Genomic DNA, 24,026 nt, shown 5'->3' with positions numbered 1-24,026 from the left:
GCGTGCTCGCCTGAGGTCCGTCGATTGCAGCGTTCTAGATCTCGGCCCAGCGCTGTGCCTCAACGAAACGTTCAAGGTGGGCGACGTTGGTGGTGGCGACGATGACCGACTCGGCAGGAGCAGCCGCCGCGAGACGGCGTGCCTGAGCCGCGAGCAGGACATCGCCGTCGAGTGCTGCATCGTGCGCAGTGGGGAACCCCCGGTTGCGCGCTTCGGCCCAGAGTGAGGCGGCGTCGTGCATGATCGCGGTGGACAATCGCGCATAGCTCAGTCCGGCACAGAGTTCGTCGAGACGCTCGATGGCCGTCGTTCGACCAGAGCGGATCAGTTCGCGCCGTACCTCATAGTCCGCAATCTCGGGAACGACGAGCTGATTGCCCCGCGCTGCGTGTGAGCGCGCCCATTCCCATGCCTCTTTGCTGGGGCCTCGCCTGCCCGGATTGCTGAGCTGCCCCAACGGACCGCTGTCGAGCACGATGATCATCTCAGAAAGGCCGCCCCTCGACCTGCCGGCTGGCCGCGAGCGCTTCCATCAGTTGTCGAGATGTCTCTTCGCGCTCCTCGCCGCTGCCGATGGCACCGACGGCGTCGAGTGCTGCGAGCGCGCGAGACGATGGGTCGACTCGCGTGGCGTTGTCAACGGCGTAGTGCTCTGCCCTCGTGAAGTGCCGTGAGCCCTTGACGGCGCCCTTCTTGCCGGCGGGGTGCCATCCGAGCTTGGCCATCTTGAGCTTGACAGCCACGCCGATGGTCTGGCGCAGTCGCAAGGAGGCTTCGTTGTCGGCGAGCACGCGCTCGATGACCGGGTCCGCTTCGATGAAGCGCGTCACCCCGCACAGCGCAGGCAGCCCGTGCATTTCGGCGTCGGCGAGCCGACGTTCATTCTCGGGGTCGTTGAGTATCGACAGCAGCCTCAACAAAGCCTCCGGGTGTCGGGCGAACTCGTCCCGATACTTGGACGCATGGGAGTCCTGGGCGAAGTCGGCAGCACTGAGTTCCCGGCTTGCAGCAGCGAGAGGCGCAACGTCGACCGCCATGCAGACATCCTAGACATCCTCGGACTAGACCTGAGGAAACTGGATGTCTGCAATGCGACTGTCATCAGTCTCGAAGTGCAGCTCGACGACGGCATGGCGGCCGACCATGCCGGGTGGTCGACACCGCTCGGCAATTCGGCCGCAGTGGTTGAAGAAGCCATGATTACAGTTGCCCATTCACTGGCCCGAGTGCCCGGAGCACTTACAGGCACCCGCCCTCTACCCACGGCTGTTGCGCTCCCTGCGGCAAGTCGGCGCTGCCATTGGCCGCCGCGTAAACGGCCGTCTTACCGAAGCAGTAACCGCCAAATACGTGCTCCAGGTCGCGTAGCAAACGTGAGAATATCGGAGTGTCGCTTACATCGATCACTGATTGCCAGAGCCGGGCGTAATCGACGTAGCCGTCGGCTGTTTCGTAGTGTTGAACGAACCACTGTGGCATGTCTCCGTTCAAAGCGGCTGCCTTAGGGTCCGCCATCAGTCAAGTCGCGTGATTTTCCCCCATGCGCAGGTCTCTGACCTGCGGAAATGCGTGAGCGGATCACGCGACTTAAGACGCGGCGGACCCTTACCTCGACCGTCTGCCTGTACCTCGAGTTCAGTTGGGATATGGAGCAGCCCCAGAAGAGCGTCAGCTTGTCGAATACTGTACCTTCGGCTGCTTGAGCATAGAACTCCGTAGGTGTGCAATGACTATGTGCAGGGAGTTCCAATGTTGCATACAACAACGAGAAATAGAGCCCACCGATCGTAATCGTGCGGCGCTGCGGCAAGCCATGATGGTTAAGAGTGATTTCATGGGCGAGTTCATGAACGTGAGTCCGCGCGCGCGGAATGTCGATTCGGCAAAGTGTACGGGCTGAATCGTTGGTGGATTCTGGAAGTCCCGCACGCCAGGATAGCTAGCAACCGAGGAAGCGATGTACGACCCAGGAAAGATGCACTCAACAAAAGATCCGCAATGGATTGTTTGGTAGGGAACGGCAACGGGAACGTACCTAAAGTCACGTTGATTTGTCAGCCGCCAAGCGGTCGTTAGCTGTAATGTCCACGGACCTTGTTGACAGTTCGGTTCCCGTGATGGGTTGAGCCTCCGTGGCAGTGTGGGGTCTGTTGTGATCCCGGACTGCGAACGGAGGCACACCGCTCGACCTGAACCCACTGCGGCTGGCGCTCATCGAGGACAACCTCAACACGATGCCCCGCCGACTCCACAACTGGACATCAGCCGCCGACATCTACACTCAACTCACTCGCAACCACCGATAGAGCTTGCCATCTGTTGGCGGCGAACCCTGGGTGGGCGCCGCGGCGGCCGGCGGTGGGCATCGCCCCGAAGCTGTCAGACGCGGAGTTGGTGACCCTGGCGGTGATCTCGGCGCTGTTGGGGTTCGACAACGAGTCGCAGTTCGTTCGTTACGCGAAAGCGCATCTGGGACCGTGGTTCCCGTATCTGCCGAACCGCGACGGCTTCAACAAGCGGCTGCGGCGCAGCGGCGACATGATCGCCCGCGTGATCGAGTGCTTGGCCCGCGAGTGCCCCGACTGGCACGACGACGTCTGGCTGGCCGACTCCACGCCGGTGGAGTGCGGCCGCTCCCGGGACACCCAGCGGCGCTCGGACCTCGCAGGATGGGCCCAATACGGCTGGTGCGCGTCGCATTCGCGGTTCTTTTGGGGACTGCGTCTGCACCTGGTCGCCACGCCCTCAGGGCTGCCCGTAGCGTTCGCGCTCACCGACGCCAAAGCCGACGAACGCGAAGTCTGCGCCGAGATGATCGACCGAGCCGGGATCGCCCGCCCGGGCCAGACCCTCATCGCCGACAAGGGCTACCGCTCCGCAGCGTTCGAGCAGCGCCTCAACACCGCCGGGATCACGCTGCTGCGGCCCGCCACCCGATCCGAACCCCGACGCCCCGGCGCTTCTCCCCGCCGGCAAATGCCGCTCACTGCGACTGGCGATGAGAGAATGGGGCGATGAGCGGATCTGCAGGGGAGGCGCCGCGCATCGACGGTGAGCGCTTGATGGGGCGCCTCGACGAGCTGGCGCAGATCGGTGCCATCGAGGGAACCCACGGCAACTGCCGCCTCGCGCTCACCGACGAGGACCGCGCCGGCCGTGACTTGGTCGGCACGTGGATGGCCGATCTCGGGCTGGAGATCACCGTCGACGGGCTCGGGAACGTGGTGGCCTGCACAGAGCCCGGACGGGTCGCCGACTCGGTGATGATGGGCAGCCACATCGACACGGTCGCCACGGGAGGTCGCTACGACGGCAACCTCGGCGTGCTCGCCGGCTTGGAGGTCATCGAGTCGGTGCTGGCGAGCGGCCAGACACCCGCTCGGCCCCTGTCGGTGGCCTACTTCACCGACGAGGAAGGCAGCCGGTTCGCTCCCGACATGCTGGGCAGCTTGGCCTACGTGGGCGGCATGGCGCTTGAGGAAGCGTTGGAGATCACCGACCGCGACGGCATCGCCGTGGGCGACGAGCTGGACCGCATCGGCTATCGCGGCCCCGCTCCGGTGCCCGGAACCGTGCCCTACGCCTACATGGAGCTGCACATCGAGCAGGGACCGGTGCTGGAGTTCCACGAGACGCAGATCGGCGTGGTGGAAGGCGTCCAGGGCATCTCGTGGACCGAGGTCACGCTGAGCGGCCAGTCCAACCATGCCGGCACGACGCCGATGCCGCTGCGCCGCGACGCGGGGCTCGCCGCCTGCCGCATCGCCGGCGAGGTGCGGGAGCTGGCGCACAACATCGGCGATTCGCAGGTCGGCACGGTCGGCTCCATCTCGCTGGTGCCCAATCTGGTCAATGTCATTGCCGGCTCGGCGGTGATGACGGTGGACCTTCGCAACACCTCCGAACCGATGCTGCAGCACGCCGAGGCTCGCCTCGACGAGATCGTCAGCCGCATCGCCGGGGGCGAGCACCTCGACGCCGCCATGCGGCGCACCGCCCGCTTCGAGCCGGTCGAGTTCCATCCAGCAGTCATCGATCTGGTCGAGCGCTGCGCCGCGGAAGCGGGCCTGACCCATCGCCGGATGCCGTCAGGCGCGGGCCACGACGCGCAGATGCTGGCCAGGGTCTGCCCGACGGCGATGATCTTCGTACCCAGCTTCGACGGCGTCAGCCACAACCCGGCCGAGTACACGTCGCCCGAAGACATCGAGGCGGGGGCGAACCTGCTCGCCGACGTCGTCTGGCGTCTCGCCAACGGTGAGATCGACGGCGAGCTCGCCTCCAACGGGGCGACACCGTGAGACTGATCACGGTGGGGGCCGCGCAGCTCGGGCCCATCGCCCGCTACGAGACCCGCGACAAAGTCGTCGAGCGGCTGATCTCTCTGCTCCACCAGGCATCGGATCGGGGCTGCGATCTCGTGGTGTTTCCCGAGCTCGCACTGACCACGTTCTTCCCTCGCTGGTACTTCCCCGACGACTCGCCCGAGCTGCTCGCGTACTTCGAGACCGAGATGCCCTCGGCGGAGACCCAGCCCCTGTTCGACGAGGCCAAGCGGCTCGGCATCGGCTTCCACCTGGGATATGCCGAGCTCACGCCGGACGGTCATCGTTTCAACACAGCGATCCTCGTTGAGCGCGACGGCACTCTCGTTGCCAAGTACCGCAAGGTGCACATCCCCGGGCACGAAGAGCACGAACCCCAGCGTCCCTTCCAGCACCTCGAGCGCCGCTACTTCGAGGAGTCCTCCGAAGGCTTCAGCGTGTGGCGGGCATTCGGCGGCGTCATGGGCATCGCGCTCTGCAACGACCGTCGCTGGCCCGAGACCTACCGGGTGATGGGCCTCCAAGGCGTCGAGATGATCTTCATCGGCTACAACACGCCGCTGTTCTATGCGCCCGACCCGACCCAGGATCCGCTGCAGGCGTTTCACAATCACCTCGTGATGCAGGCAGGTGCCTACCAGAACGGCACCTGGGTGGTCGGTGTCGCGAAGGGCGGCACCGAAGAGGGCGTGGAGTCGCTCGCTCACTCGGCGGTGATAGCCCCGTCCGGCCAAATTGTGGCCCAAGCAGTCACCGACGGAGACGAGCTCATCACGGCCCAATGCGACCTCGACTGGTGCTCGCACTACAAGAACACCCTGTTCAACTTCGACCGCTATCGCCGGCCTGAGACCTACCAGTTGATCGGCCAGCAGAAGGGCGTCATCCCACCGCTGTAGCCCCGGTCGGCATATACGACACTTGCCAGATGATCGCAATCGGCGCGGCGTGCGGTTCAGGCGGTCGGGACCGAAGAAGAACGCATTCATCGCCGTGCTGATGGGCTGCGCACTGCTGGGCGCATGCAGTCCCGCCGGTGACGAACAGTTGCGTGATGGTTCTGCGCCTGACTCGAACGATGATCACGTCGCAGGTACCGACAGCGGCGCCGGCGAAGAGAGGGACGAGAACAGCACGCCAGTCGTCCAGACGACAGTCGAGCTCGGGCCCGAAAGGGTGTCCTTGGGCCGCGAGGGCGGGTGCTGGATCAACAGCGAGGGAGACGCCGAATGCTGGGATGCAGATGACGAGTGGTCCCAGCAGGGCGATTTCGTTCAGACTTCCAGCGGCACGACGAGGTGGGGGCTCGAGCTGCGCCGCGAAGCAATGCCGGGATGGGGCACCAACGGAGCTGCCGTGCTGAACAGGGAGGATGCTGAGTTCGTCCAGATAGACGTTGCACGGGTGAACGACAGCCGGTGCCGGGCGGACTTGCCGTACGTGTGCGGGATCAGGCTCGACGGAATCGCCGAGTGCTGGGGGCCCTGGTTACGAAGCTGGGGTCGGGCCTGAAGACATCAAGTTGGCCGCCATCGCGGCAAAGAGCCACCAGATCTGCGGATTGGAGGCCGACCACTCGGTCCGTTGCTGGGAATGGCCGACGATGCGCGACTTCGGCACCGCGCAGAGCTTCTCGATGGCCGGCGCCACTCTGTGCGGCCTCAACCCCGACCAGTCGATTGCGTGCCGAAACACAGCATCGTCTTCTGTGGAGTTTCCCGACGGCCGCTATCTCGGCGTTATGGTCAGTTCCACGGCCAACGCGTGCGCATTCACCGAAGACAGCACCTTGCTGTGCGTGGGCGAGCAGGTTCCGACACCGCCGGCAGAGCGGTTCAATCAGGTTTCGTTGAGTGGGAACTACGCCTGTGGCGTCCTGGCAACGGGGGAGATTCGTTGTAGGGGAGACGCGCGGGATCCAGCGGCTGCGAATGTCCCTTCCGGCAAGTTTGCCGAGGTCTCAGTGGGGCTGTTCCACACCTGCGCTCTGTGCGATGACGGTGAAGTGGAGTGCTGGGGGTGGAACCGCTTCGGCCAGAGCGACCCTCCGAATTCTGGCGCTCGATCCCAGATGCGCCGGCCTGCCGCTCCGGGCCGCAGCGCGCGTCAGCCGTCTGCGCGGTCCCGTCGCTCTACATGACATCGAGATCGCGGAGGAGCGAGGCGAACTCGGCGAGGGGTGTTGCCGTGGCGTCGCTGCGCTCTTGGGACTGGTCGCCGCCGTAGACGATGGCTGCCGAGGAGACGCCGGGGATGCTGCGCTGGATGCGGCGCAGTCCCGCGAACCAAGCCCCCGCGAGCGTGGCGCCCGACTTGACTTCGACAGCGACGAGACCAGCGGGCGTCGGATAGAGCAGGTCGCACTCGAGACCGTCAGCGGTGCGGAAGAACGACAGCTCGGCGTAGCGGGTGTGGTTGTGCGAGTGCTTGAGCGCCTCGGCAATCGCGGCGTTCTCGAACAGCGGGCCGCGCAGCGGATGGGCAGCAAGCTGCTCGCTGTCGCGGATGCCGACCAGGTAGCTGGCCAGGCCGACGTCCACGAAGTAGAGCTTCGGCGCCTTCACCAGCCGTTTGCGAATGTTGGCGTGGTACGGCGGCAGGCGGAACACGATGTCGCTCGCCTCGAGAACCCCTAGCCACTGGCGTGCTGTGGGCTGCGACACTCCGGCATCGGCACCGAGGTTGGACAAGTTCAGCTGCTGGCCGACACGGCCCGCGCACAACCGCACGAACCGGCGAAAGGCGGCGAGGTCGCGAATCCCGCCGATCCGCTGAGCGTCGCGTTCGACATAGGTCACCAGATAGTCGGCAAGCGCTTGAGTGGGGTCGAGTCCTTGGTCATGAATCCGGGGATAGCCCCCCGAGTACAAGATGTCGTCGACTGACCCAGAGGCCCCGGCGAGACGGCGCTCGGCGAGCGTGAACGGCAGCAGACGCAGCAGCGCCGTGCGTCCGGCCAGTGATTGGCTGATCGTCGATGTCAGGCCGAACTGCTCGCTGCCGGTGAGCACGAACAACCCGTTGCGGCGGTCGTCGTCGACGATGACTTGGAGATAGGACAGCAGCTTCGGCACGCGCTGAATCTCATCGAGCACAGCGCCGTTGGGGAACTGTGCCAAGAATCGCCGTGGGTCGGTCTCGGCGAACTCACGGGCATCGGGGTCCTCAAGATTCGCGTAGGCCAAGTCTGCGAAGACGCCGCGGCACAGCGTCGTCTTGCCGGATTGGCGTGGGCCGGTGACGGTGACAACCGGATACTGCTTGAACAGTCGCAGCAGGAGTGGCGTTACCTCACGCTCGATCACGGCCTCAGCGTAGCGTTGCCCCGTTATCTCAAAGTACTATTTTCAAAATACAGGCTAGATGACGTTCAGCTCGAGCCAGCCGCATCTCAGTGGCGTCGACAACTCGCAGTGGTGTGAATGGCCTCGCGGTGGTGCGACAATGGCCTGCGGGGAGGGGACCACGAGAATGCTCGGGTCCCGGAGACGAGGTATCCAATGACTGCTTCGAATTCGGTGACCGAGTTCGTGCTGAACGGCTCGCCGGTCACCGTCGCCAGCGACCACGAGCACCTGCTGGCGGCGCTGCGAGACGAGCTGGGGATCATCTCGCCCAAGGACGGGTGCGCCCCGTCGGGCCAATGCGGCTGCTGCACGGTGCTCGTAGACGGCAAGGCCCGGGTGGCCTGCCAGACCAGCCTGGAGCGCTCGGCGGGTACCGAGATCACCACCGTCGAGGGCTTCGACGAGGCCGAGGTCGACGCCATGGCGAACACGTTCGCGGCGTTCGGCGCCTTGCAGTGCGGGTTCTGCACTCCGGGCATCGTGGTACGCCTGAAAGCACTGCTTGACCGCAAGGGTTCGGCGCTCACCCGGGAGGAAGCCAGCCGGCATCTGGGCGGTCACCTGTGTCGCTGCACCGGCTACACCAAGATCCTCGATGCGGTCGAATCGCTGGCGGCGGGCGAGGTGCCCGTGGCGCTCCCCCCGAAGGGCGTGGGCAGTTCGGGTGTGCGCTACGAGGCCCGCGAGCTCACGCTGGGCAGCCGCCCTTACATCGACGACATCGTGATCGACTCGTCGATCAGCGGTGTGACAGCCCCGTACGGCATGCTGCACGGCGCCCTGCGCTTCGCCGATCACGCCCGTGCCGACGTGCTGGCAATCGAAGTGAGCGCAGCCGAGGCAGTGCCCGGCGTGCAGGCGGTGTTCACTGCCGCCGACATCCCCGGCGTCCTGCGAGTGGGGCTCATTCACAAGGATTGGCCGGTCATGATCCCGGTCGGCGGGCGCACGTCGTACCTCGGCGACGTGCTGGCGATCGTCGTGGCCGACAACCGGCCCGCTGCGAGGCGGGCCGCCGAGCTGATCGAGGTGTCCTACGACGTCCTTGCGCCCATGACCGACCCGGTGCGGGTGAAGGACAGCGACATCGACGCTGTGTGGGAGCTCGACGGCAACATCCTGTCCCGCTCCACTTACTCCCGCGGCGATGTGGACGCTGCGCTGGCCGGCTCTGCACATGTGGTCACCGAGACCTTCCAGACGCAGCGCATCGAGCACGCCTACCTCGAACCCGAGTCGACCCTGGCCGTGCCCCGTATTGCCGGAGAATTGGCTGCCAACGGGCTTCCGGCCGGGCTGCACGTCTACACCGGCGGGCAGGGCATCTGGGACGACCGCAACGACATTGCAGCGGTGCTGGCACTGGACCCGTCGGTGATCACCACCGAGCTGGTGTCCAACGGCGGTGCATTCGGCGGCAAGGAGGACATGTCCAACCAGGCCCACGCGGCGCTTGCGGCATGGCTGACCGGTCGCCCGGTGCGGATCACGCTGTCGCGTGAGGAATCGCTGCTCATGCACCCGAAGCGGCACCCGATCCGCATGACCTACGAGGTCGGCTGTGACGCCGACGGCAAGCTCACCGCCGTGCGGGCGAGCATGTTCGGCGACTCGGGTCCGTACGCCTCGGTGGGCATGAAAGTGCTGGAACGGTCCGCAGGTCACGCCACCGGCCCGTACTTGGTGCCGGCGGTAGATGTCGAGTCGGTGGCGGTGCGCACCAACAACCCGGTCTGCGGCGCATTCCGAGGCTTCGGCGCCAATCAGGCCCAGTTCGCCATGGAAGGCGTGATGGACCGGCTGGCCGAAGCGGTGGGCATCAGCGGCTTCGAGATGCGCCGGCGCAACGTGGTGGTGCCCGGGGGAGTGTGGGGACCGGGCCAGATCATGGATGACGGCTGCCTCGGCGCCCAGGCCTGCCTCGATGCTGTGCGCGAGCCCTACGAGGCTGCCCGCGCTGCCGGCAAGCCCGTCGGCATCGGGCTCGGGCTGAAGAACTCGGGCCTCGGCAACGGCTTCAAGGAGATCGCCAAGGCGATCGTGCGCTTCTGCTCTGACGGCACGGTGGAGGTCCGCCACTGCTGGACCGAGATGGGCCAGGGGGTGCACACGGTGGCGCTGCAAGTGGCCGTGGAGGAACTGGGCGTGGATCCCGAGGCCGTGCGGGTGGTCGTGGACTCCACCCGCGAACTCGGTGCCGGCCAGACCACCGGCAGCCGGGGCACGCTCATGGGCGCAGGCGCGGTGGCAGACGCCTGCCGCGCCGCGCTCGCCGACGGCTGCCAGCCGGAGGTGGACTACGAGGGCGAGTACCGGGTGGACTGGACGAACTCGCTCTCAGAAGGCCTCGAGCACCCGGTCATCCACTCCACGTTCGGCTACGCCGCCCAAGTGGTGATCCTCGACTCCGACACTGGCGATGTGGAGCGGGTCATCGCCGCTCACGATGTGGGCCGGGCCGTGAATCCGATCTTGTGTGAAGGCCAGATCGAGGGCAGCGTGCACATGGGTCTGGGCTACGCGCTCAGCGAGGGCTTCCCCGCCGACGCCGACGGGCGCCCGCTCAACTCCACGCTGCGCAGCCTCGCAATCATCCGGCCCAAGGACATGCCCGACGTCGACGTGATCCTGGTGGAGTCGCCGCAGCCGGGCGCCCCTTACGGCATCAAGGGCGTCGGCGAGATCGGGCTGGTGCCCACCGCCGGTGCGGTGGCGGCTGCGCTGCGCGAGCACGAGGGCGTCTGGCACAACGAGCTGCCGATGCGCAATCCCTCCAACCGCGAGCGAGCCGACGCCTGGGTCTAGGCACAGTCTCGCTCGGGTTACTGCGCACCTCTCCAGCGGGTGATCACGTCGGTGAGTTCTTCGACGAGCGGTCGAATCGGCGAGGACGGCTCCGGTGCCTGCTGGCGGGCAATGATCCTGCCAACCTCCGCTGCACTGCGTTGCAGCGACTCTGCGAGGCCGCTCAGTTTTGACTTCGCGATGTTGGACTCGCTGTCGGAGGCGTTGTCGTACAGCGAGTCGAACTGCGCCATCAGTGCCTGCAAGCTGTCCATGCTGATGCCGAGTTCACCCTCGTCGAGTGGTCCGTGCCGAAGCTGCTGCCAGATCCACGCTTCGGGGGCGCCGTCGCTTGGCAGAAAGCAGATGCCCGCAGCCCCGACTGCCGCATCGCGGAGCTTGCGTTCTTCGTCAGTGTCTCGCACGTCCCCGTCGAGAACAAACATCAGATTTGCCAACTGGCCGAACTTCCGGAGGGCTCGTGCGTGTTCGGGAAACTGGGATGCGCCGGTGTCGCGTCCGATGCGAATCGCCTGATGGCTCAGCCCAAGCTCCGGGACGAGGTAGTCGATGACACCGAGCAGGATTCCTTCGGCCACATCGTCCTCGCAGAGCACATTGAGCGAGTCCTGCGATCTCCCGTAGAGCGAGTCCTGGATGATGTCCCGGTACGCGGGCAGTACCTCGACGCGACCGTCGTCACGCCGCTGCAAGAAGATCCTGCCGTTGTCGGGGACCGATTCCAGCACCACGGGGCTGTGCGACGTCACGATGACCTGAAGGTTGTTGCGTAGCGCGAGCTGCTGCAGCTCCAGCATCAACACTTGCTGCACCCAAGGGTGCATGCCAGCCTCCACTTCGTCGATCAGCACCAAGGCATCGTCGAGCGTCGCTATCTGCTGGGCCAGCCGTACGACGGCGCGCTCTCCTGAGGCCATCTGCAGCTCGGAATAGCTCGGTCCGCCTCGTTGTGATGCGAACAGCAGGTGCTTCTTGCCGCTCGACAAGTCGACGACCTCGTCGTACCTGAATGGCAGAACCTGATGGGAAAAACGTATCGCTGAGGCCGTGAGCGGGGCCTCCTCGGGTACGGACGCGGCACGCGACATGCTCAGCACGCCGCGCACCTCTGATGGGTTGCTCAGGTTGCTCAGCGTTCGCAGATAGACACGCCTGCTCGGCTGCGACGCTGCCTTTCTGCCGAAGTAGCTGCGGCTCCAGCTCTTGAGCTTTCGCCACTGCATCCGGTAGTCGCCGTCAGACGTGACGTAACTGAATGCGAGAGAGATGTTGCCGAGGTCGTCCGATCTGTCGCCGACCTGAGGGCTGTAGCTGGGAAACAGCGCCGACGGCACGAAGTACCGGCTCGGCGCGCCAGGAACGTCATATGCGCACGCCGCAGCAAACAAGACGGTGGTCTTGCCGGTTGCATTGCCGCCGGCGACGACGCTGACTGGGTAGTCGAACGTTACTCGCAGGTCGTCAAGCCCCCGCAGTCCGTCGAGTTCGATGGCCGTCAGGAAGTTCGGCATCTGGCGCTTCTTGCCCTGCAGTTGGCGCCAGAGATCCTCCCGTCGTCGTTCCAGCACGCGACCAGTCCTTCGCTCAGCCCACTGCAATCTGGCAGTTCCCGCCTGTGCGTCGATGTTACTGCCGGCCTGTCGGCAACATCAGCCCCAAAGGATCCGCGGCGCCGGGTCGCAAACTGGCACAGTTCACGCTATGACCTCACCCGGAACCGTCACCTTCGGCCTGCTGCTGCCCTCGCGTGAGATGGCGATGTACCCGCCCCATGACGGCGACCCCCGGCGGCTTGTCGCCTGGGCGGTGCGAGCCGAAGACCTCGGCTTCGACGCCGCGTGGATCGGCGACTCGCTGCTGGCCAAGCCGAGGGCCGAGCCGCTGTCGGTTCTGGCGGCCATTGCGGCTGCCACCGAACGCATCGATCTCGGCACGGCGGTGCTGCTGGCCTCGATGCGCAGTGCCGAGCAGCTTGCGCAGCAGGCCGCCACGGTGGACGCGCTGTCCGGCGGCCGTCTCATCCTGGGCGTGGGGGCAGGACCGCCCGGAGCAGAGGTCAACGCCGACTTCGATCTTGTCGGGGCCGATTACGGCCGTCGGGGTGCCCGGATGATGGAGATCGTCCACCGAGCCCGCGAGCTCTGGCGAGCCGAAGGCACACTTGCCCAGCAGCGGCTGCAGCCGGTGTGCGTCAGCGAGGGCGGGCCGCGCCTGTGGCTGGGCGGCTCGGGGCCACGCGGGCTCGAACGTGCCGGTCAGCACTTCGACGGCTGGTTCCCCACCGCCCCGGCAGTGGACGCGTTCGCCGACCAGCTTGCGACCGTGCGCAGCCATGCGACCGAGGCAGGCCGCGATCCGGCGTCAATCACGGCTGCGGCCTACCTGACCGTCAACATCGACGAACCCGAGACCGCGGCAGCCGAAGTGGCCGAGCACGCCATGCTGTACTACGGCGTCGAGATCGAAGTGCTGCGCCGCATCATGGGAACCAAGTCCGGCACAGCCGACGACATCGCGGCCTGGCTGCAGAGCTACATCGACGCAGGCTGCGAGCACATCTGCATCCGGCTCGCATCCCCGGACGTCGACGCCCAGCTCGACCGCGTCACCGAACTGCTGGCTGACCTGCGACCCAGCGCCCAGACGACCCCGGATTGACATGCCGTCACGTCATCCGCCAGCAACTGGAACGGACGCTGTATCGGTACCGACGGTGCCGCCTGAGGCTGGGGCCGAAGTCGACACAACCATCTGATGCGGGCCACGAAGTGGATGCCGGCAGCGCAGCCGACGCACGACGGAACGCCACGAGACGTACCTGTGGCAATGTGGATTCGCAGGTGCGCGGACACTCGGGGTCTGCCATCGGGGTCCCCGCAGGCCCGTGAAGTCTGGAGCGACTGGCGCAATGAGCTGGATTCGCAGAAAGTGCAGTGATACTGCTCGCCCAGTGTCCGGTGCCGTAGGACTGCTCCGGGAGCGTGTCAGCATTCAGGCCCACTTGGCCCATTACGAGTTCCGCCTGAGGCTCGCGACGCGGCCGGACCAGTCGGCCCGCTTGGCATTGCTCGACCATCTGCACGAGTACTGGCAGGCTGGGGAGTTCCCGCGAAACTGCGCGACTCGCGGCCGGCGTCCGGTGTTCATTGACGATTCGGGTGTTCATTGCGCTGTCGGGCACCTGATGTCGCGCACCGGTGCAGGACACTTGGCAAGCGAGTTCGACCGCCATGACCGGTTTGCGCGGATCGAGGAGTTGCCTTCCCCGATGGACCCCCAGTTCCGCCGCTGGCTTGACAAGCATGAATTGAGCCGTGAGGAAGCTGCGCTGATACAGCCCGGGTACGGCCCGTGCGGTATGTCCGGATGGGGTTGCGAGGGGTATGTGCATACGGGAATGACCACGGGGGGCACGTTGATCGCATCAGCGTCGCTCGTGGTGAGCCTGGGATTGTTTGTCCCGATGGTGCTGCTGGCATGGATGGCCCGGCGGCACTGTGTCGTCAAGATGCGGCGGCTCTCCCAGCACTTGGGGGCATTGCTGCTGGCGGGCGCGGCGGCATTTCCGCTCGCGGCGGGAGCGCTGCTTGCGGAGTCCAAAGCCATGTTCTTCCTGTGGGAAGCAGTGATGTGGGCAATGTCGGCTCTCGTCGCGGTGCTGGTGGTACTGAGGCTGTGGCGTTTGCGCCGGCAGCGCCCGATGATCGGCTTCGACGAAACGGCCGTCTTTCGCGACCTGCCCAAGGAAGATGCCGACGAGCCGAAACGTTCAGCTACCCGATTTCTTGAGGTCGTCGGCGAGTACCAGCGCCCGGCGCGCATCACGTTCATGGTCATCTTCGCACTGCTGTTCTGGGACTTGGCTCTATCCCACGGCATCACCCAGCCGTACATTGCCGCTCCCAGCGGCTCGACGGCCGTGCCGACGGTACGCCGATGGCACGTCAACATCATGGTGCTGTCGGCGTTGCCCATTCTGTGGGCGCATGAGTCGCTGCAACGATGCACTCGACGGGTCGTGCGAACGGCCGCGGGGATCTTCGCCGCGTCTATCGCCGCACTGACGCTCGTGCTGCCTTCGCCAGCACATGCGGCCTATACGTTGGTTCCCATTGACAGCCTTGTCGTCTGCTGGAACACAACGGGTCCTGTGTGCGTGGAGAATGGCGATGCAGGTTCTCCACCGCGCTTGCTCAAGTTCTCCGCATGGGTCCCGTTCGAGGAGATCGAGACGTCGGATCGGAATGGCGCGCCGTAGCAGCGGATCGCGAACGCTGATGGGAACGCGTGCTCCGAGCCTCGGCGCGCAGTTCCGGCAGGGCTGCCGGGTCGTAGTTTGGTTCTGCTCGGTCTGCACTGAACTTCCGACCGTGGGCGTCCCTGAATCGGGCCCGCGCTGCACGCTGTCAGAGCTAGCGGACGGCTGCTACCTCGAGGTGGATTCCTTCGTGCCGCCGGATATTCAGGAATTTCGACAGACCCCGTGCCGGTCGGCGCTGCCGACGAGCGCGGCTCAGCAGGTTGCAGTACGAGGGTTACGCTCGCAGCCGTGAGCGAGGGGGGTGCGGTGACGCCGGGACTGGTGTGCTCGCATCACCACCTCTATTCGGCGCTGGCGAGGGGCATGCCGGCCCCGCCGCGCACGCCTGGCGGCTTCGCTGAGATTCTCGAGTTGGTGTGGTGGCGGCTCGACCGGGCGCTTGACCTCGAGATGCTGGAGTGGTCGGCGAAGCTGGGTGCACTCGAAGCGCTGGAGGCGGGCTGCACTGCCATTGTGGATCATCACGAGTCGCCGAACGCCATCGAGGGCTCGCTGGATGTGATCGCCGGGGCCTGCGCCGAGGTCGGCGTGCGGATCAGCTGCTGTTACGGCGTCACCGACCGTCACGGCGCCGATGGGGCCAGGCGGGGACTGGCGGAGAACGACCGCTATCTCGCTGCGGGCGGCCGCGGGTACATCGGGGTTCATGCGGCCTTCACCTGCTCTGACGACACGTTGGCTGAGGCCGCCGATCTCGCCTGCCGCCACGACGTGGGCGTACACATTCACGTGGCCGAAGGCCCGCCTGACGCCGGCGCCGCCGATCGGCTGGCCGGCCTGACCGACGAGCGTTGGCTGCTCATCCACGCCGTGCACTTGCAGGACGACCACGGGCTCGAAGGCACGATCGTGCACAACCCGCGGTCCAACATGAACAACGCGGTCGGCTATGCCGACCCGAACCGCTTGGCCGGCGCGAATCCGATCGCGCTCGGCACCGACGGCATCGGCGCCGACATGCTCGACGAGTTCCGGGTGGCCTATGCCCGGCTGCGCGAGCACGACGTGACTGCCACGCCTGAGGGGCCGTGGGCATGGCTCGCGACCGGGTTGGAGCTGATGCCCGAAGCCCGCGACGACGCGGTGCGCTGGTCGTATCCCCGCGCCGACCCGTGGCATCTCGCCTACACGCCCGGCGTGCACCCGCTCGACATCACGATCGACGGTGAGGTGGTGCTGTCGAACGGCATCGCCACCCGCGTCGACCCCGACGAAGTGCGTGCCAAGGCGGCCGAACAGGCCCAGCGGCTCTTCGCAGCCTTGGAGACGCTCGATTGAGCCGTTCGAACGTGACGGCGTCGACGCAGGAGCCGGGATGGCGGGGCTGCCACAGCGATCCCCGCCGAGAACGCGAGAGGAGCAGGCGGTCATGACGGCACTGGTGACTCGCAATCCGCTGTTCGACGGGCGTGACTGGCCTGCTGCACCGCCCGAGGTGCTCGCATTTCACCGGCGTCTGCCGGCGTATGCGCCGACCCTGGTCATCGACGCGCCGCAATTGGCAGACAGTCTGGGCGTGGGTCGAGTGCTGGTGAAGGCCGAGACCCAGCGCATGGGGCTGCCGTCGTTCAAGATCCTCGGCGCCTCCTGGGCGTCCTACCGGGCAGTCTGCGAGCACATCGGCGGTGAGCCGGCACCGTGGGCGAACATCAACGAGTTGGCTGCCAGCCTGGCCCGTCTGCGGCCCATGACCTTGGCCGCCGCTACCGACGGCAATCACGGCCGGGCTGTTGCCTTCATGGCACGCCTGCTGGGATTCGACGCGCACATCCTCGTGCCCGACGGCACGTCGGAGTCCCGTATCTCAGCCATCGAAGGCGAGAGTGCAACGGTGACGGTGGTGGACGGCACCTATGACGATGCGATCGAACAGAGCGCCGAGATGGCAAGCGATCGTTGCCTGGTGGTGTCGGACACCTCGTGGCCCGGTTACGAGACCATCCCCGCCAATGTCGCCGAGGGCTACACGACCATCTTCGCCGAGGTTGACGATGCGCTGGCGGCCAACGGCATCGCCCCGCCCGATCTCGTGGCGGCGCCCGTCGGCGTCGGGGCGTTCATGGCCGCGGCGGTCACACATTTCCGCAGCGGCAATCACCGCCCGGTGCTGGTATCGGTAGAGCCCGACGACGCCAACTGCGTGCAGCTCTCCACCCTGAACGGGGAGATCACCGAGACGCCGGGACCGCATCGCTCGATCATGGTGGGGCTCAACTGCGGCGTGCCCTCGCCGCTGGCGTGGCCGATGATGGCCAGCGGCGTGGAGTGGTGCGTGTCGGTGGACAGCGACGCGGCAGGCCGGGCGATGGCCGACCTGGCCGATGCTCAGGTTGTCGCGGGCGAGACCGGCAGCGCTTCGCTGGCCGGGGTGCGAGCGCTGCTCGCCGATGAGCACGGCCGCGGAGCGCTGGCGGACCCCGCGAGCGCGACCGTGCTCATCATGGTCACCGAGGGAGCGACCGACCCGCCCAACTACGAGCGCATCGTCGGCCGGCCCCATACCGAAGTGGGCCGAGTCCTCACCGCTGCCTGATGAGGCCTGCAAGGCTCAGCGAGGACCATCGGGCACAGCCTGACCGCAGTATTTTGAACGCTCACGTGCAGTCGGACACGGGGGAGGGGGCATGGCACTCGGACAGCTGTCGGCGGACCCCGACGATGCCGCGCCGGATCTGACGGCCAGCAGGCTCGCGCGGCTGCTGCGCCCGTTCGTCGGCATTGCCGTGCCGGCGACGGCCGCCCTTGCGGCGCTCCTCGTCGGCGCGGCCATGCTTCTCGCCTTCGGTGCCAACCCGCTCGTGGCGTACCGGGAGCTCCTTACCGGTGCCTTCGGCAGTGCGGACAATCTCGCTGACACCGCTGTGCGGGCCATGCCGCTCGCCCTCGTCGGTGTGGGCATCTGCATCGCCTTCCGCACTGACGTGATCAACATCGGCGGTGAGGGTCAGATCATTCTGGGCGCCATCGCGGCGACGGTCACCTCGATGGCATTCGACGACATGCCCCGGGTCCTGCTGGTGCCCATGGTCGTCATCGCAGGGGCGATCGGCGGCGGCTTCTGGGGTGCGATTCCCGGAGCGCTCAAGGCCTACGCGGGCGTCAACGAGATCCTGTCCACCATCATGATGAACCTCGTTGCGTTTCACTTTCTCAGCTTCCTGCTGCAGGATCTGCTGATCGAGCCGGGCGACATCAAGATCCAGCAGACACGTCGCCTCAGCGAGAACGCCGACTTGCCGCTGCTGCCTGGCGGGACCCGGCTGCACATCGGCGTGCTCATCGCAATTCTGGTGGCGGTGCTGGGCTACCTGCTGCTGTTCCGCAGCGCACTCGGCATGCGGCTGCGATCGGTGGGGCACAACCCTGACGCGTCCCAGTACGCCGGCATGGCCGTGCGCAAGAGCATCACCCAGGCACTCGCATTCAGCGGCGCCTGTTGCGGCATCGCCGGGGCGGTCCTGGTGTTCGGCAGCGAGTCGCACCGTCTCATCGGCGAGGGCGGTGCCGCGGCGTTCACCCAGAACGCCGGCTTCAACGGCATCGTGGCAGCGCTGTTCGGCGCACTGCACCCGATCTTCACGGTGCCGGCGTCGTTCCTGTTCGGCGGCATGCTCACCGGCGGCAGCGACATGCAGCGAGCTACACAGGTGCCTGCGGCACTGGTGGTGGCGCTGAACGGCGTCGTCGTGGTGTTCGTGGTTGGGAGCCTGCGCTTGCGAGACCGGCTCAGAACCTGGGCAGGCGGCATCTCGAGCTACGGGGGCCGGGCGTGAGCGATTTCTTCACCGTGAGCGTGCTGGTTGCCACACTGGCGTCCGGCATCCGGCTGGCCACACCGTTCCTGCTGTCTGCCTTGGGCGAGACGATCGGTCAGCGAGCCGGCGTGCTGAACCTAGGCGTCGAGGGCGTCATGCTGATCGGTGCGTACGCGGCGTACATCACGGCACTGCGGACGGGCAGCGTCTTCGCCGGTGTGTTGGCAGCCATCGGCGCAGGTGCGCTCATGGGCGTCGTGTACGCCTTCATCACCGTCGTGATGCATGCCACCCAAGGCATCAGCGGCATCGGGATCTTCCTGTTCGGCCTGGGCTTCACCGACCTGCTTTTCCGTCACCAGGTCGGCACGCCGGTGCCGATCGACGGCCTTCGCGGTCTCGACCTGGGCGGCCTCTCGGATCTGCCCGTGGTGGGAGAACTGTTCTTCCAGCACAGCGTGCTCACCTACGTCGCATTCGCATTGGTGCCGGTGGTGTGGTTCGCCATGAACCGCACCACCTTCGGTCTCAACGTGCGAGCCGTGGGCGAGACGCCCGAAGCAGCTGACACACTCGGTGTGAGAGTCAACGTGGTGCGGACGCAGGCGATCATCATCGGCAACATGATGGCTGGCCTTGCGGGCGGCACGCTGGCCCTCGATGTCGGCATCTTCCAGCAGAACCTCACCTCAGGGCAAGGCTTCATCGCCGTTGCGCTCGTGTACTTCGGCGCGTGGCGCTCGAGCGGGGTAATGGCGGGCGCGTTGCTGTTCGGCGTCGTGTCATCCACCGTGCTGCAGCTCAAGACCCTCGGCATCATCGTCGGCGCCAACTCGACCATTGCTGCAATGGCGCCGGCGATCCTGACCATCGTGGTGCTCGTGCTCGTCAGCCGCCGTATCGGGGCTCCGTCTGCGCTGACGGTGCCCTTCGACCGGGACAACTGACGCAGCAGGGCACACCGAGCCGTGGGCGTGACCTAGCATCGCCTGCAGGCCCGTGGCTCCGATCTGCCGCGCCGCTTCTCAGTGCGCACCTGCAGCGAGAACCCATGGCTGGGCCGATCCGGGAGGGTCACATGTTCAGAGACAGCACACGGAGATCGCTTGCGACGAGATTCGTAGCAGTGGCGGCAGTTGTACTACTGCTCGCCGCTGGCTGCACCGGTGACGATGAGGAAGAGGCAGGTCCGCTCAGGATCGCCATCGTCGCGCCGAGTGCCAGCAACGACTTGGCCTTCACGCAGAGCATGGACGACGCGGTGAATGTGGTCGGCGCGACGCGCGAGATCGAAGTCGCGGTGACCGACGGCACGTTCATCGTCGAGGAAGCCGCTGCCGCGATCCGCGGATATGCAGAGGACGGCTTCGACTTGGTCATCGCCCACGGCAGCCAGTACGGCGGCCCGCTCGAGGAGATCGCACCGGACTTCCCGGACACGTCATTCGCCTGGGGCACCGCTGCGGACTACAAGGGCTTGGACAACGTGTTCGCCTACACGGTGCGCTCCGACGAGGGCGGGTACGTGTCAGGCACCGTGGCAGCGCAGATCAGCCAGACCGGTGTGGTCGGCGTTATCGGCCCGGTCGAGGTCGGCGACGCGAAGCTCTACGTCGACGGATTCGCAGCCGGGGTGGCGGCGACTGATTCCTCGGTAACGACCAACATCGTGTACACGGATTCGTTCAGCGACGTGGCGCTGGCGGCTGAAGCTGCTGAGGCTCACATTTCCAACGACGCCGACGTGCTGACCGGCTCGGCGCAGATGGTCGTCGGTGCCACCGGAGTCGCCAACGAGCACGGCGTGGCGTGGTTCGGCACCCAGGCCAATCAGACCGCCCTCGGCGAGAGCATCGTGGTGGCTTCGCAGGTGTACCACTGGGAAGTGCTGCTCAACGAGATGATCGACAAGATCGAAGCAGGCACGCTCGGCGGCGAGGTGATGACTGCCACACTTGCCAATGGCGGCATCGTGATCGAGTTCAACGACGGCTACGGCCTTGATCCAGCGATCCAAGAGGCTGCGGAGGCAACCATCGCGGGCATCGCGGACGGCTCGATCTCGACCGGCCAGTAGGCAAGATCACGTTGAACGGCCAGCACGGACAAGCCGCACCAGCCGAGCGGACCCCGCCGGCCTGATCGGCTGCACTCCGCGTATGGCCGAACCAACAGACATCACGGCAGCCGGAGCCGCGGCGCTGGGTGCATCTGCGGATGCGCTGCAGGGCCGCGCCCCGGCGTCGCCGATGCTGGAGATGACCGGCATCACCAAGCGCTTCCCCGGTGTGATCGCCAATGAGGACGTCGACCTCACCGTGCTGGGGGGACAGGTCCATACGCTGCTGGGCGAGAACGGCGCCGGCAAGAGCACGCTGGTGAAGATCCTCTACGGCCTCTACCGGCCGGACGAGGGCGAGGTCAAGATCAACGGCTCCCAGGTGGAGATCGGCTCGCCGGCCGAGGCGATCAGCCATGGGATCGGCATGATCCACCAGCATTTCATGCTGGTCCCGACGCTGACCGTGGCCGAGAACGTCGCGTTGGGCCTGCACGGCAGGCGTGGGCTGGCCGACATGGCACCGGTACGCGAACGGCTCATGGAGGTCTCCGAGCGCCATGGCCTCGTCATCGATCCCGACGCCTATATCTGGCAGCTGGCTGTGGGGGAGCGTCAACGGGCGGAGATCCTCAAGGCGCTCTACCGAGAGGCACTGCTGCTGGTGCTGGACGAGCCGACCGCGGTGCTCACGCCGCCCGAGGTCGAGGATCTGTTCGCGACCCTGCGCTCGTTGACCGACGAGGGACGCGGACTCATCTTCATCTCGCACAAGCTGGCCGAGGTCATGGACATCTCGGACCAGATCACGGTGCTGCGCGACGGTCGAGTCGTCGGTCGAACAACGCCGGCAGAGACCTCACGGGAAGGCTTGGCGTCGATGATGGTGGGACGCGAGGTGCGACTGGTGCGTGACGTGCCCGACCAGGACACCGGCGAGGATCGCTTGGTCGTCGACGGGCTGAGCGTGCGCGGCGATCGGGGCAACATCGCCCTCGACGACTTCTCGGTGCGGGTCACCGGCGGCGAGATCGTCGGCATCGCCGGCGTGTCGGGCAACGGGCAGCGGGAATTGGCCGAGGCGATCTTTGGACTGCGGCCCATAGAAGCCGGCAGGGTGGAGGTCGCCGGTCAGCCCATCGCGACGCCGACGCCAAAGTCGGTGCGTCGGCGCGGCGTGGCCTTCGTGCCCGAAGAGCGCATGCGCCACGGCGCGGTGGGCGAGCTGAATGTCTCAGAAAACCTCATGCTCGTCGAGTACGAGCACCGTCCCTATGTGCGGGCGGGACTCCTGCAATTCGGTGTCATCGCCGAGCGCTGCCAGGAGCTCGTACGGCGCTTCACCGTGAAGACGCCCTCGATCACCACGCAGACTTCGCACCTCTCGGGCGGCAACATCCAGAAGGTGGTGATCGCGCGGGAATTCTCGGCCGCTGCCGAGGTGCTGATCGTGGCACAGCCCACGCGCGGCATCGACATCGGGGCGGCCGAGTATGTGCATGAGCGGCTGCTTTCCAAGCGTGCAGCGGGAGCGGCAATCCTGCTCATCACCGAGGATCTCGACGAAGCACTGCAGATGTCGGATCGGGTCGTGGTGCTGTTCGAAGGGCGTGCCATGTGCAATCTGCCCCGATCTGAGGCCACCACGGACCGCGTCGGCTTGTTGATGACCGGTGTCCGCGAGGAGAGCCCCGCACCAGCGCTTGGCTGAGACGCATCGCTGAGCAGGAAATGGGTGCCGGCCTCGGGTGGCTGCTAGATGCCGGGTGTGCGGTAGCCGTCGTTCGGCAGCCCCCCAGTGGCCATGTCGGGGAGCCTGCGAGGCAACTCCACGCAATGACCGGTGACAACACTCCCTGCTGCTCGTCAACGCTGCTTCCCGGCCCAACTCCAATCCGCTGCGGGGTTGGGATAACGAGCGGCGAGCATCTAGGCCACAGGCTGCCGATGAGCGCCGCCCACAGGCGGTCCGCGAGCGACACGATGCCCGTGCCGGAGTGCAGCACGACGCCTGCGAGGAACCGATCGCCTTCCTCGTCTCGCAGCCACGCGAGGTGCCGGGCGTCATCGCGGGAAACCGCCGCCGCAGCCTTGACTTCGATGCCGATGATGTGCCCGGAGTCGAGTTCGATGACGACATCGACTTCGTGCCGACCGTTGTGCTGACGCAAGTGATGCAGCGCGTAGCGGCGCTCGCTGACGGTGGCCTGTGCTCAAAGCTGCGCCACGACGAGCGTCTCGACGAGACGGCCCAACAGGTCGGCATCGCGCATCACCTCCGCTTCGGTGATACCGGTAGCCGTGGCAAACAGCGAGGAATCCACGAGGAATCGCTTCGGTCGCTTGACGAGCCGCTTCGTGCGGTTCGACGACCACGCGGGCAGTTCGCTGACCACGTAGATGCGTTTGAGCAGATCCAGATATGCATGTGCGCTGCGGCGGTCGACGCCCGCAGCGGTGTAGAGAAGGGTGTCATCGGTGATTCGAGCGCACTGATGGGCGTAGGCAGCGAAGTAGCGCCTCAGCCGGCTCCGGTCGACAGCGTTGCCCGCGAGAACTGCGTCGCGGCCGACGACTTCCGCGGCGTAGGTGTCGAGCCACCGTCGCCGAGCGCGCTTGGGCATGCCGAGCGCCGCTTGCGGGAACCCTCCCTGCAGAGCCAGTCGCACATAGTCCCGGAGATTCTCGGCGGCGCCCGCACCCGCGGGGCCGCTGGCATCGTCGCCAGCCCAGCGGGTCCCCCCTGTCAGGGCGGGATCGCCCTCGGCGATGCGGTCCACCAGCGTCGGGGCTGTCGAACCCGACAGTTCGCCGACGGTCAAGGGGAACATCTCCACGCGGGTGACTCTGCCGGTGCCCGGCCATGTCCGGTGCTCGGTCTCAGCTCGCACCGATCCGGTCAGGATGAAGCGTCCCGGCCGGCGATCACGGTCGCATGCGCGCTTTACGGCGCCGAGCCCTCGGGCACCTTCTGCCATTCGTCCAGCAGGATCGGCTCTGCGAGCCCGTCGAGCGATGCATCGGGATCGGCAGCAACCACGTCAGCCTCGGCGGGACGGTCCAAGTGAATGATGCTGCTGGCGTGCCGGGCGGCGGTGGTTGTCTTGCCGGCTGCTCGCGGGCCGACCAGCGAGACCGCCGGCAACGCAGCGAGCAGTTCCGCTATCAGCGGGTCAGCGAGGCGTTCCAAGTAGCCGTCCCCATTTTCAAGCGTAGTTGCCAAGGTCTAGCAGGATGCTGAAAAAATCGATTCTCAGGCGGTGTCCAGTTGCAAACCCGCAGGTCAGGGGCTTGCGCTTCCAGCCAGACCTGCATATTTCAAGCAGCCTGCTAGATGTCGGTTTGCAACATGTTGCGATGTCGATTGACAACACTTCGCAATGTCGGTTTGCAACGAGAACTGCGACATCGCCT

At 66.2% G+C, this 24,026-nt stretch carries 18 protein-coding genes and 2 pseudogenes; 14 read left to right on the top strand and 6 right to left on the bottom strand.

Going from position 1 to position 24,026, the window contains the following annotated elements:
• Nucleotides 1-34: 34 nt before the first annotated feature.
• Complete coding sequence (locus ACOGXQ_RS03395; protein ID WP_419946051.1) at nt 35-484, bottom strand: nucleic acid-binding protein; 450 nt, start codon at nt 482-484, stop codon at nt 35-37.
• Between the two features lies 1 nt (nt 485).
• On the bottom strand, nt 486-1,037 hold the full coding sequence (locus tag ACOGXQ_RS03390; protein WP_419946050.1) for a hypothetical protein: 552 nt from the start codon (nt 1,035-1,037) through the stop codon (nt 486-488).
• A 1,279-nt stretch (nt 1,038-2,316) separates the two neighbouring features.
• Between ACOGXQ_RS03390 and ACOGXQ_RS03385 the strand changes: the two are divergent.
• The 5 genes and pseudogenes from ACOGXQ_RS03385 to ACOGXQ_RS03365 form a co-directional block, all read left to right on the top strand.
• A pseudogene (locus ACOGXQ_RS03385) lies at nt 2,317-2,979 on the top strand (IS982 family transposase); the annotation flags it as partial.
• A gap of 35 nt (nt 2,980-3,014) precedes the next feature.
• Nucleotides 3,015-4,301 carry a Zn-dependent hydrolase gene (locus tag ACOGXQ_RS03380; RefSeq protein WP_419946049.1) on the top strand — a complete coding sequence of 429 codons (1,287 nt, stop codon included), beginning with the start codon at nt 3,015-3,017 and terminating at the stop codon, nt 4,299-4,301.
• Nucleotides 4,298-5,224, top strand: coding sequence for an N-carbamoyl-D-amino-acid hydrolase (locus ACOGXQ_RS03375; RefSeq protein WP_419946048.1), 927 nt, complete (start codon nt 4,298-4,300; stop codon nt 5,222-5,224). Before ACOGXQ_RS03380 ends, ACOGXQ_RS03375 begins: the two co-directional genes overlap by 4 nt.
• A gap of 49 nt (nt 5,225-5,273) precedes the next feature.
• Entirely contained in the window at nt 5,274-5,837 is a 564-nt protein-coding gene (locus ACOGXQ_RS03370) for a hypothetical protein (protein ID WP_419946047.1), read from the top strand.
• Nucleotides 5,838-5,847: 10 nt separating this feature from the next.
• On the top strand, nt 5,848-6,465 hold the full coding sequence (locus tag ACOGXQ_RS03365; protein ID WP_419946046.1) for a hypothetical protein: 618 nt from the start codon (nt 5,848-5,850) through the stop codon (nt 6,463-6,465).
• Here the strand turns inward: ACOGXQ_RS03365 and ACOGXQ_RS03360 are convergent.
• The gene (locus ACOGXQ_RS03360; protein WP_419946045.1) at nt 6,458-7,630 is read right to left on the bottom strand and encodes an ATP-binding protein; all 1,173 of its coding nucleotides are present in this window, start codon (nt 7,628-7,630) and stop codon (nt 6,458-6,460) included. The two genes, ACOGXQ_RS03365 and ACOGXQ_RS03360, sit on opposite strands and share 8 nt — an antisense overlap.
• A 195-nt stretch (nt 7,631-7,825) precedes the next feature.
• Between ACOGXQ_RS03360 and ACOGXQ_RS03355 the strand changes: the two genes are divergently transcribed.
• Nucleotides 7,826-10,477 carry a molybdopterin cofactor-binding domain-containing protein gene (locus ACOGXQ_RS03355; protein WP_419946044.1) on the top strand — a complete coding sequence of 884 codons (2,652 nt, stop codon included), beginning with the start codon at nt 7,826-7,828 and terminating at the stop codon, nt 10,475-10,477.
• Between the two features lie 17 nt (nt 10,478-10,494).
• On the opposite strand, the gene ACOGXQ_RS03350 is transcribed toward ACOGXQ_RS03355, so the two are convergent.
• Nucleotides 10,495-12,045: an AAA family ATPase gene (locus tag ACOGXQ_RS03350; RefSeq protein WP_419946043.1), complete on the bottom strand. Its 1,551-nt coding sequence runs from the start codon at nt 12,043-12,045 to the stop codon at nt 10,495-10,497.
• Nucleotides 12,046-12,178: 133 nt separating this feature from the next.
• Here ACOGXQ_RS03350 and ACOGXQ_RS03345 point away from each other — a divergent pair, with 133 nt between their 5' ends.
• The 8 genes from ACOGXQ_RS03345 (at nt 12,179) to ACOGXQ_RS03310 (ending at nt 22,323) form a co-directional block, all read left to right on the top strand.
• Complete coding sequence (locus ACOGXQ_RS03345) at nt 12,179-13,135, top strand: LLM class flavin-dependent oxidoreductase (RefSeq protein ID WP_419946042.1); 957 nt, start codon at nt 12,179-12,181, stop codon at nt 13,133-13,135.
• A gap of 292 nt (nt 13,136-13,427) precedes the next feature.
• Nucleotides 13,428-14,735: a hypothetical protein gene (locus ACOGXQ_RS03340; protein ID WP_419946041.1), complete on the top strand. Its 1,308-nt coding sequence runs from the start codon at nt 13,428-13,430 to the stop codon at nt 14,733-14,735.
• A gap of 291 nt (nt 14,736-15,026) precedes the next feature.
• On the top strand, nt 15,027-16,076 hold the full coding sequence (locus tag ACOGXQ_RS03335; RefSeq protein WP_419946040.1) for an amidohydrolase family protein: 1,050 nt from the start codon (nt 15,027-15,029) through the stop codon (nt 16,074-16,076).
• A gap of 91 nt (nt 16,077-16,167) precedes the next feature.
• Nucleotides 16,168-17,331 (top strand): diaminopropionate ammonia-lyase, encoded by a 1,164-nt coding sequence (locus ACOGXQ_RS03330; protein WP_419946039.1) that lies wholly within the window; start codon nt 16,168-16,170, stop codon nt 17,329-17,331.
• A gap of 91 nt (nt 17,332-17,422) precedes the next feature.
• Nucleotides 17,423-18,571: an ABC transporter permease gene (locus ACOGXQ_RS03325; protein ID WP_419946038.1), complete on the top strand. Its 1,149-nt coding sequence runs from the start codon at nt 17,423-17,425 to the stop codon at nt 18,569-18,571.
• Complete coding sequence (locus tag ACOGXQ_RS03320) at nt 18,568-19,500, top strand: ABC transporter permease (RefSeq protein ID WP_419946037.1); 933 nt, start codon at nt 18,568-18,570, stop codon at nt 19,498-19,500. The genes ACOGXQ_RS03325 and ACOGXQ_RS03320 overlap by 4 nt, the downstream gene beginning before the upstream one ends.
• Before the next feature lie 179 nt (nt 19,501-19,679).
• Nucleotides 19,680-20,630, top strand: a complete 951-nt coding sequence (locus ACOGXQ_RS03315; protein WP_419946036.1) for a BMP family protein — start codon at nt 19,680-19,682, stop codon at nt 20,628-20,630.
• Between the two features lie 82 nt (nt 20,631-20,712).
• Nucleotides 20,713-22,323, top strand: coding sequence for an ABC transporter ATP-binding protein (locus ACOGXQ_RS03310; protein ID WP_419946035.1), 1,611 nt, complete (start codon nt 20,713-20,715; stop codon nt 22,321-22,323).
• Nucleotides 22,324-22,759: 436 nt separating this feature from the next.
• On the opposite strand, the pseudogene ACOGXQ_RS03305 reads toward ACOGXQ_RS03310, so the two are convergent.
• Nucleotides 22,760-23,443: pseudogene (locus ACOGXQ_RS03305) on the bottom strand (ATP-binding protein); the annotation flags it as partial.
• A 113-nt stretch (nt 23,444-23,556) separates the two neighbouring features.
• A complete protein-coding gene (locus ACOGXQ_RS03300) occupies nt 23,557-23,802 on the bottom strand; it encodes a hypothetical protein (protein ID WP_419946034.1) in 246 nt (81 codons plus the stop codon).
• Nucleotides 23,803-24,026 lie beyond the last annotated feature (224 nt).

It is taken from the genome of Candidatus Poriferisodalis sp., from assembly GCF_965208485.1.
GTDB lineage: Bacteria > Actinomycetota > Acidimicrobiia > Acidimicrobiales > Poriferisodalaceae > Poriferisodalis.
This window is presented reverse-complemented; position numbering and strand designations above follow the sequence as displayed.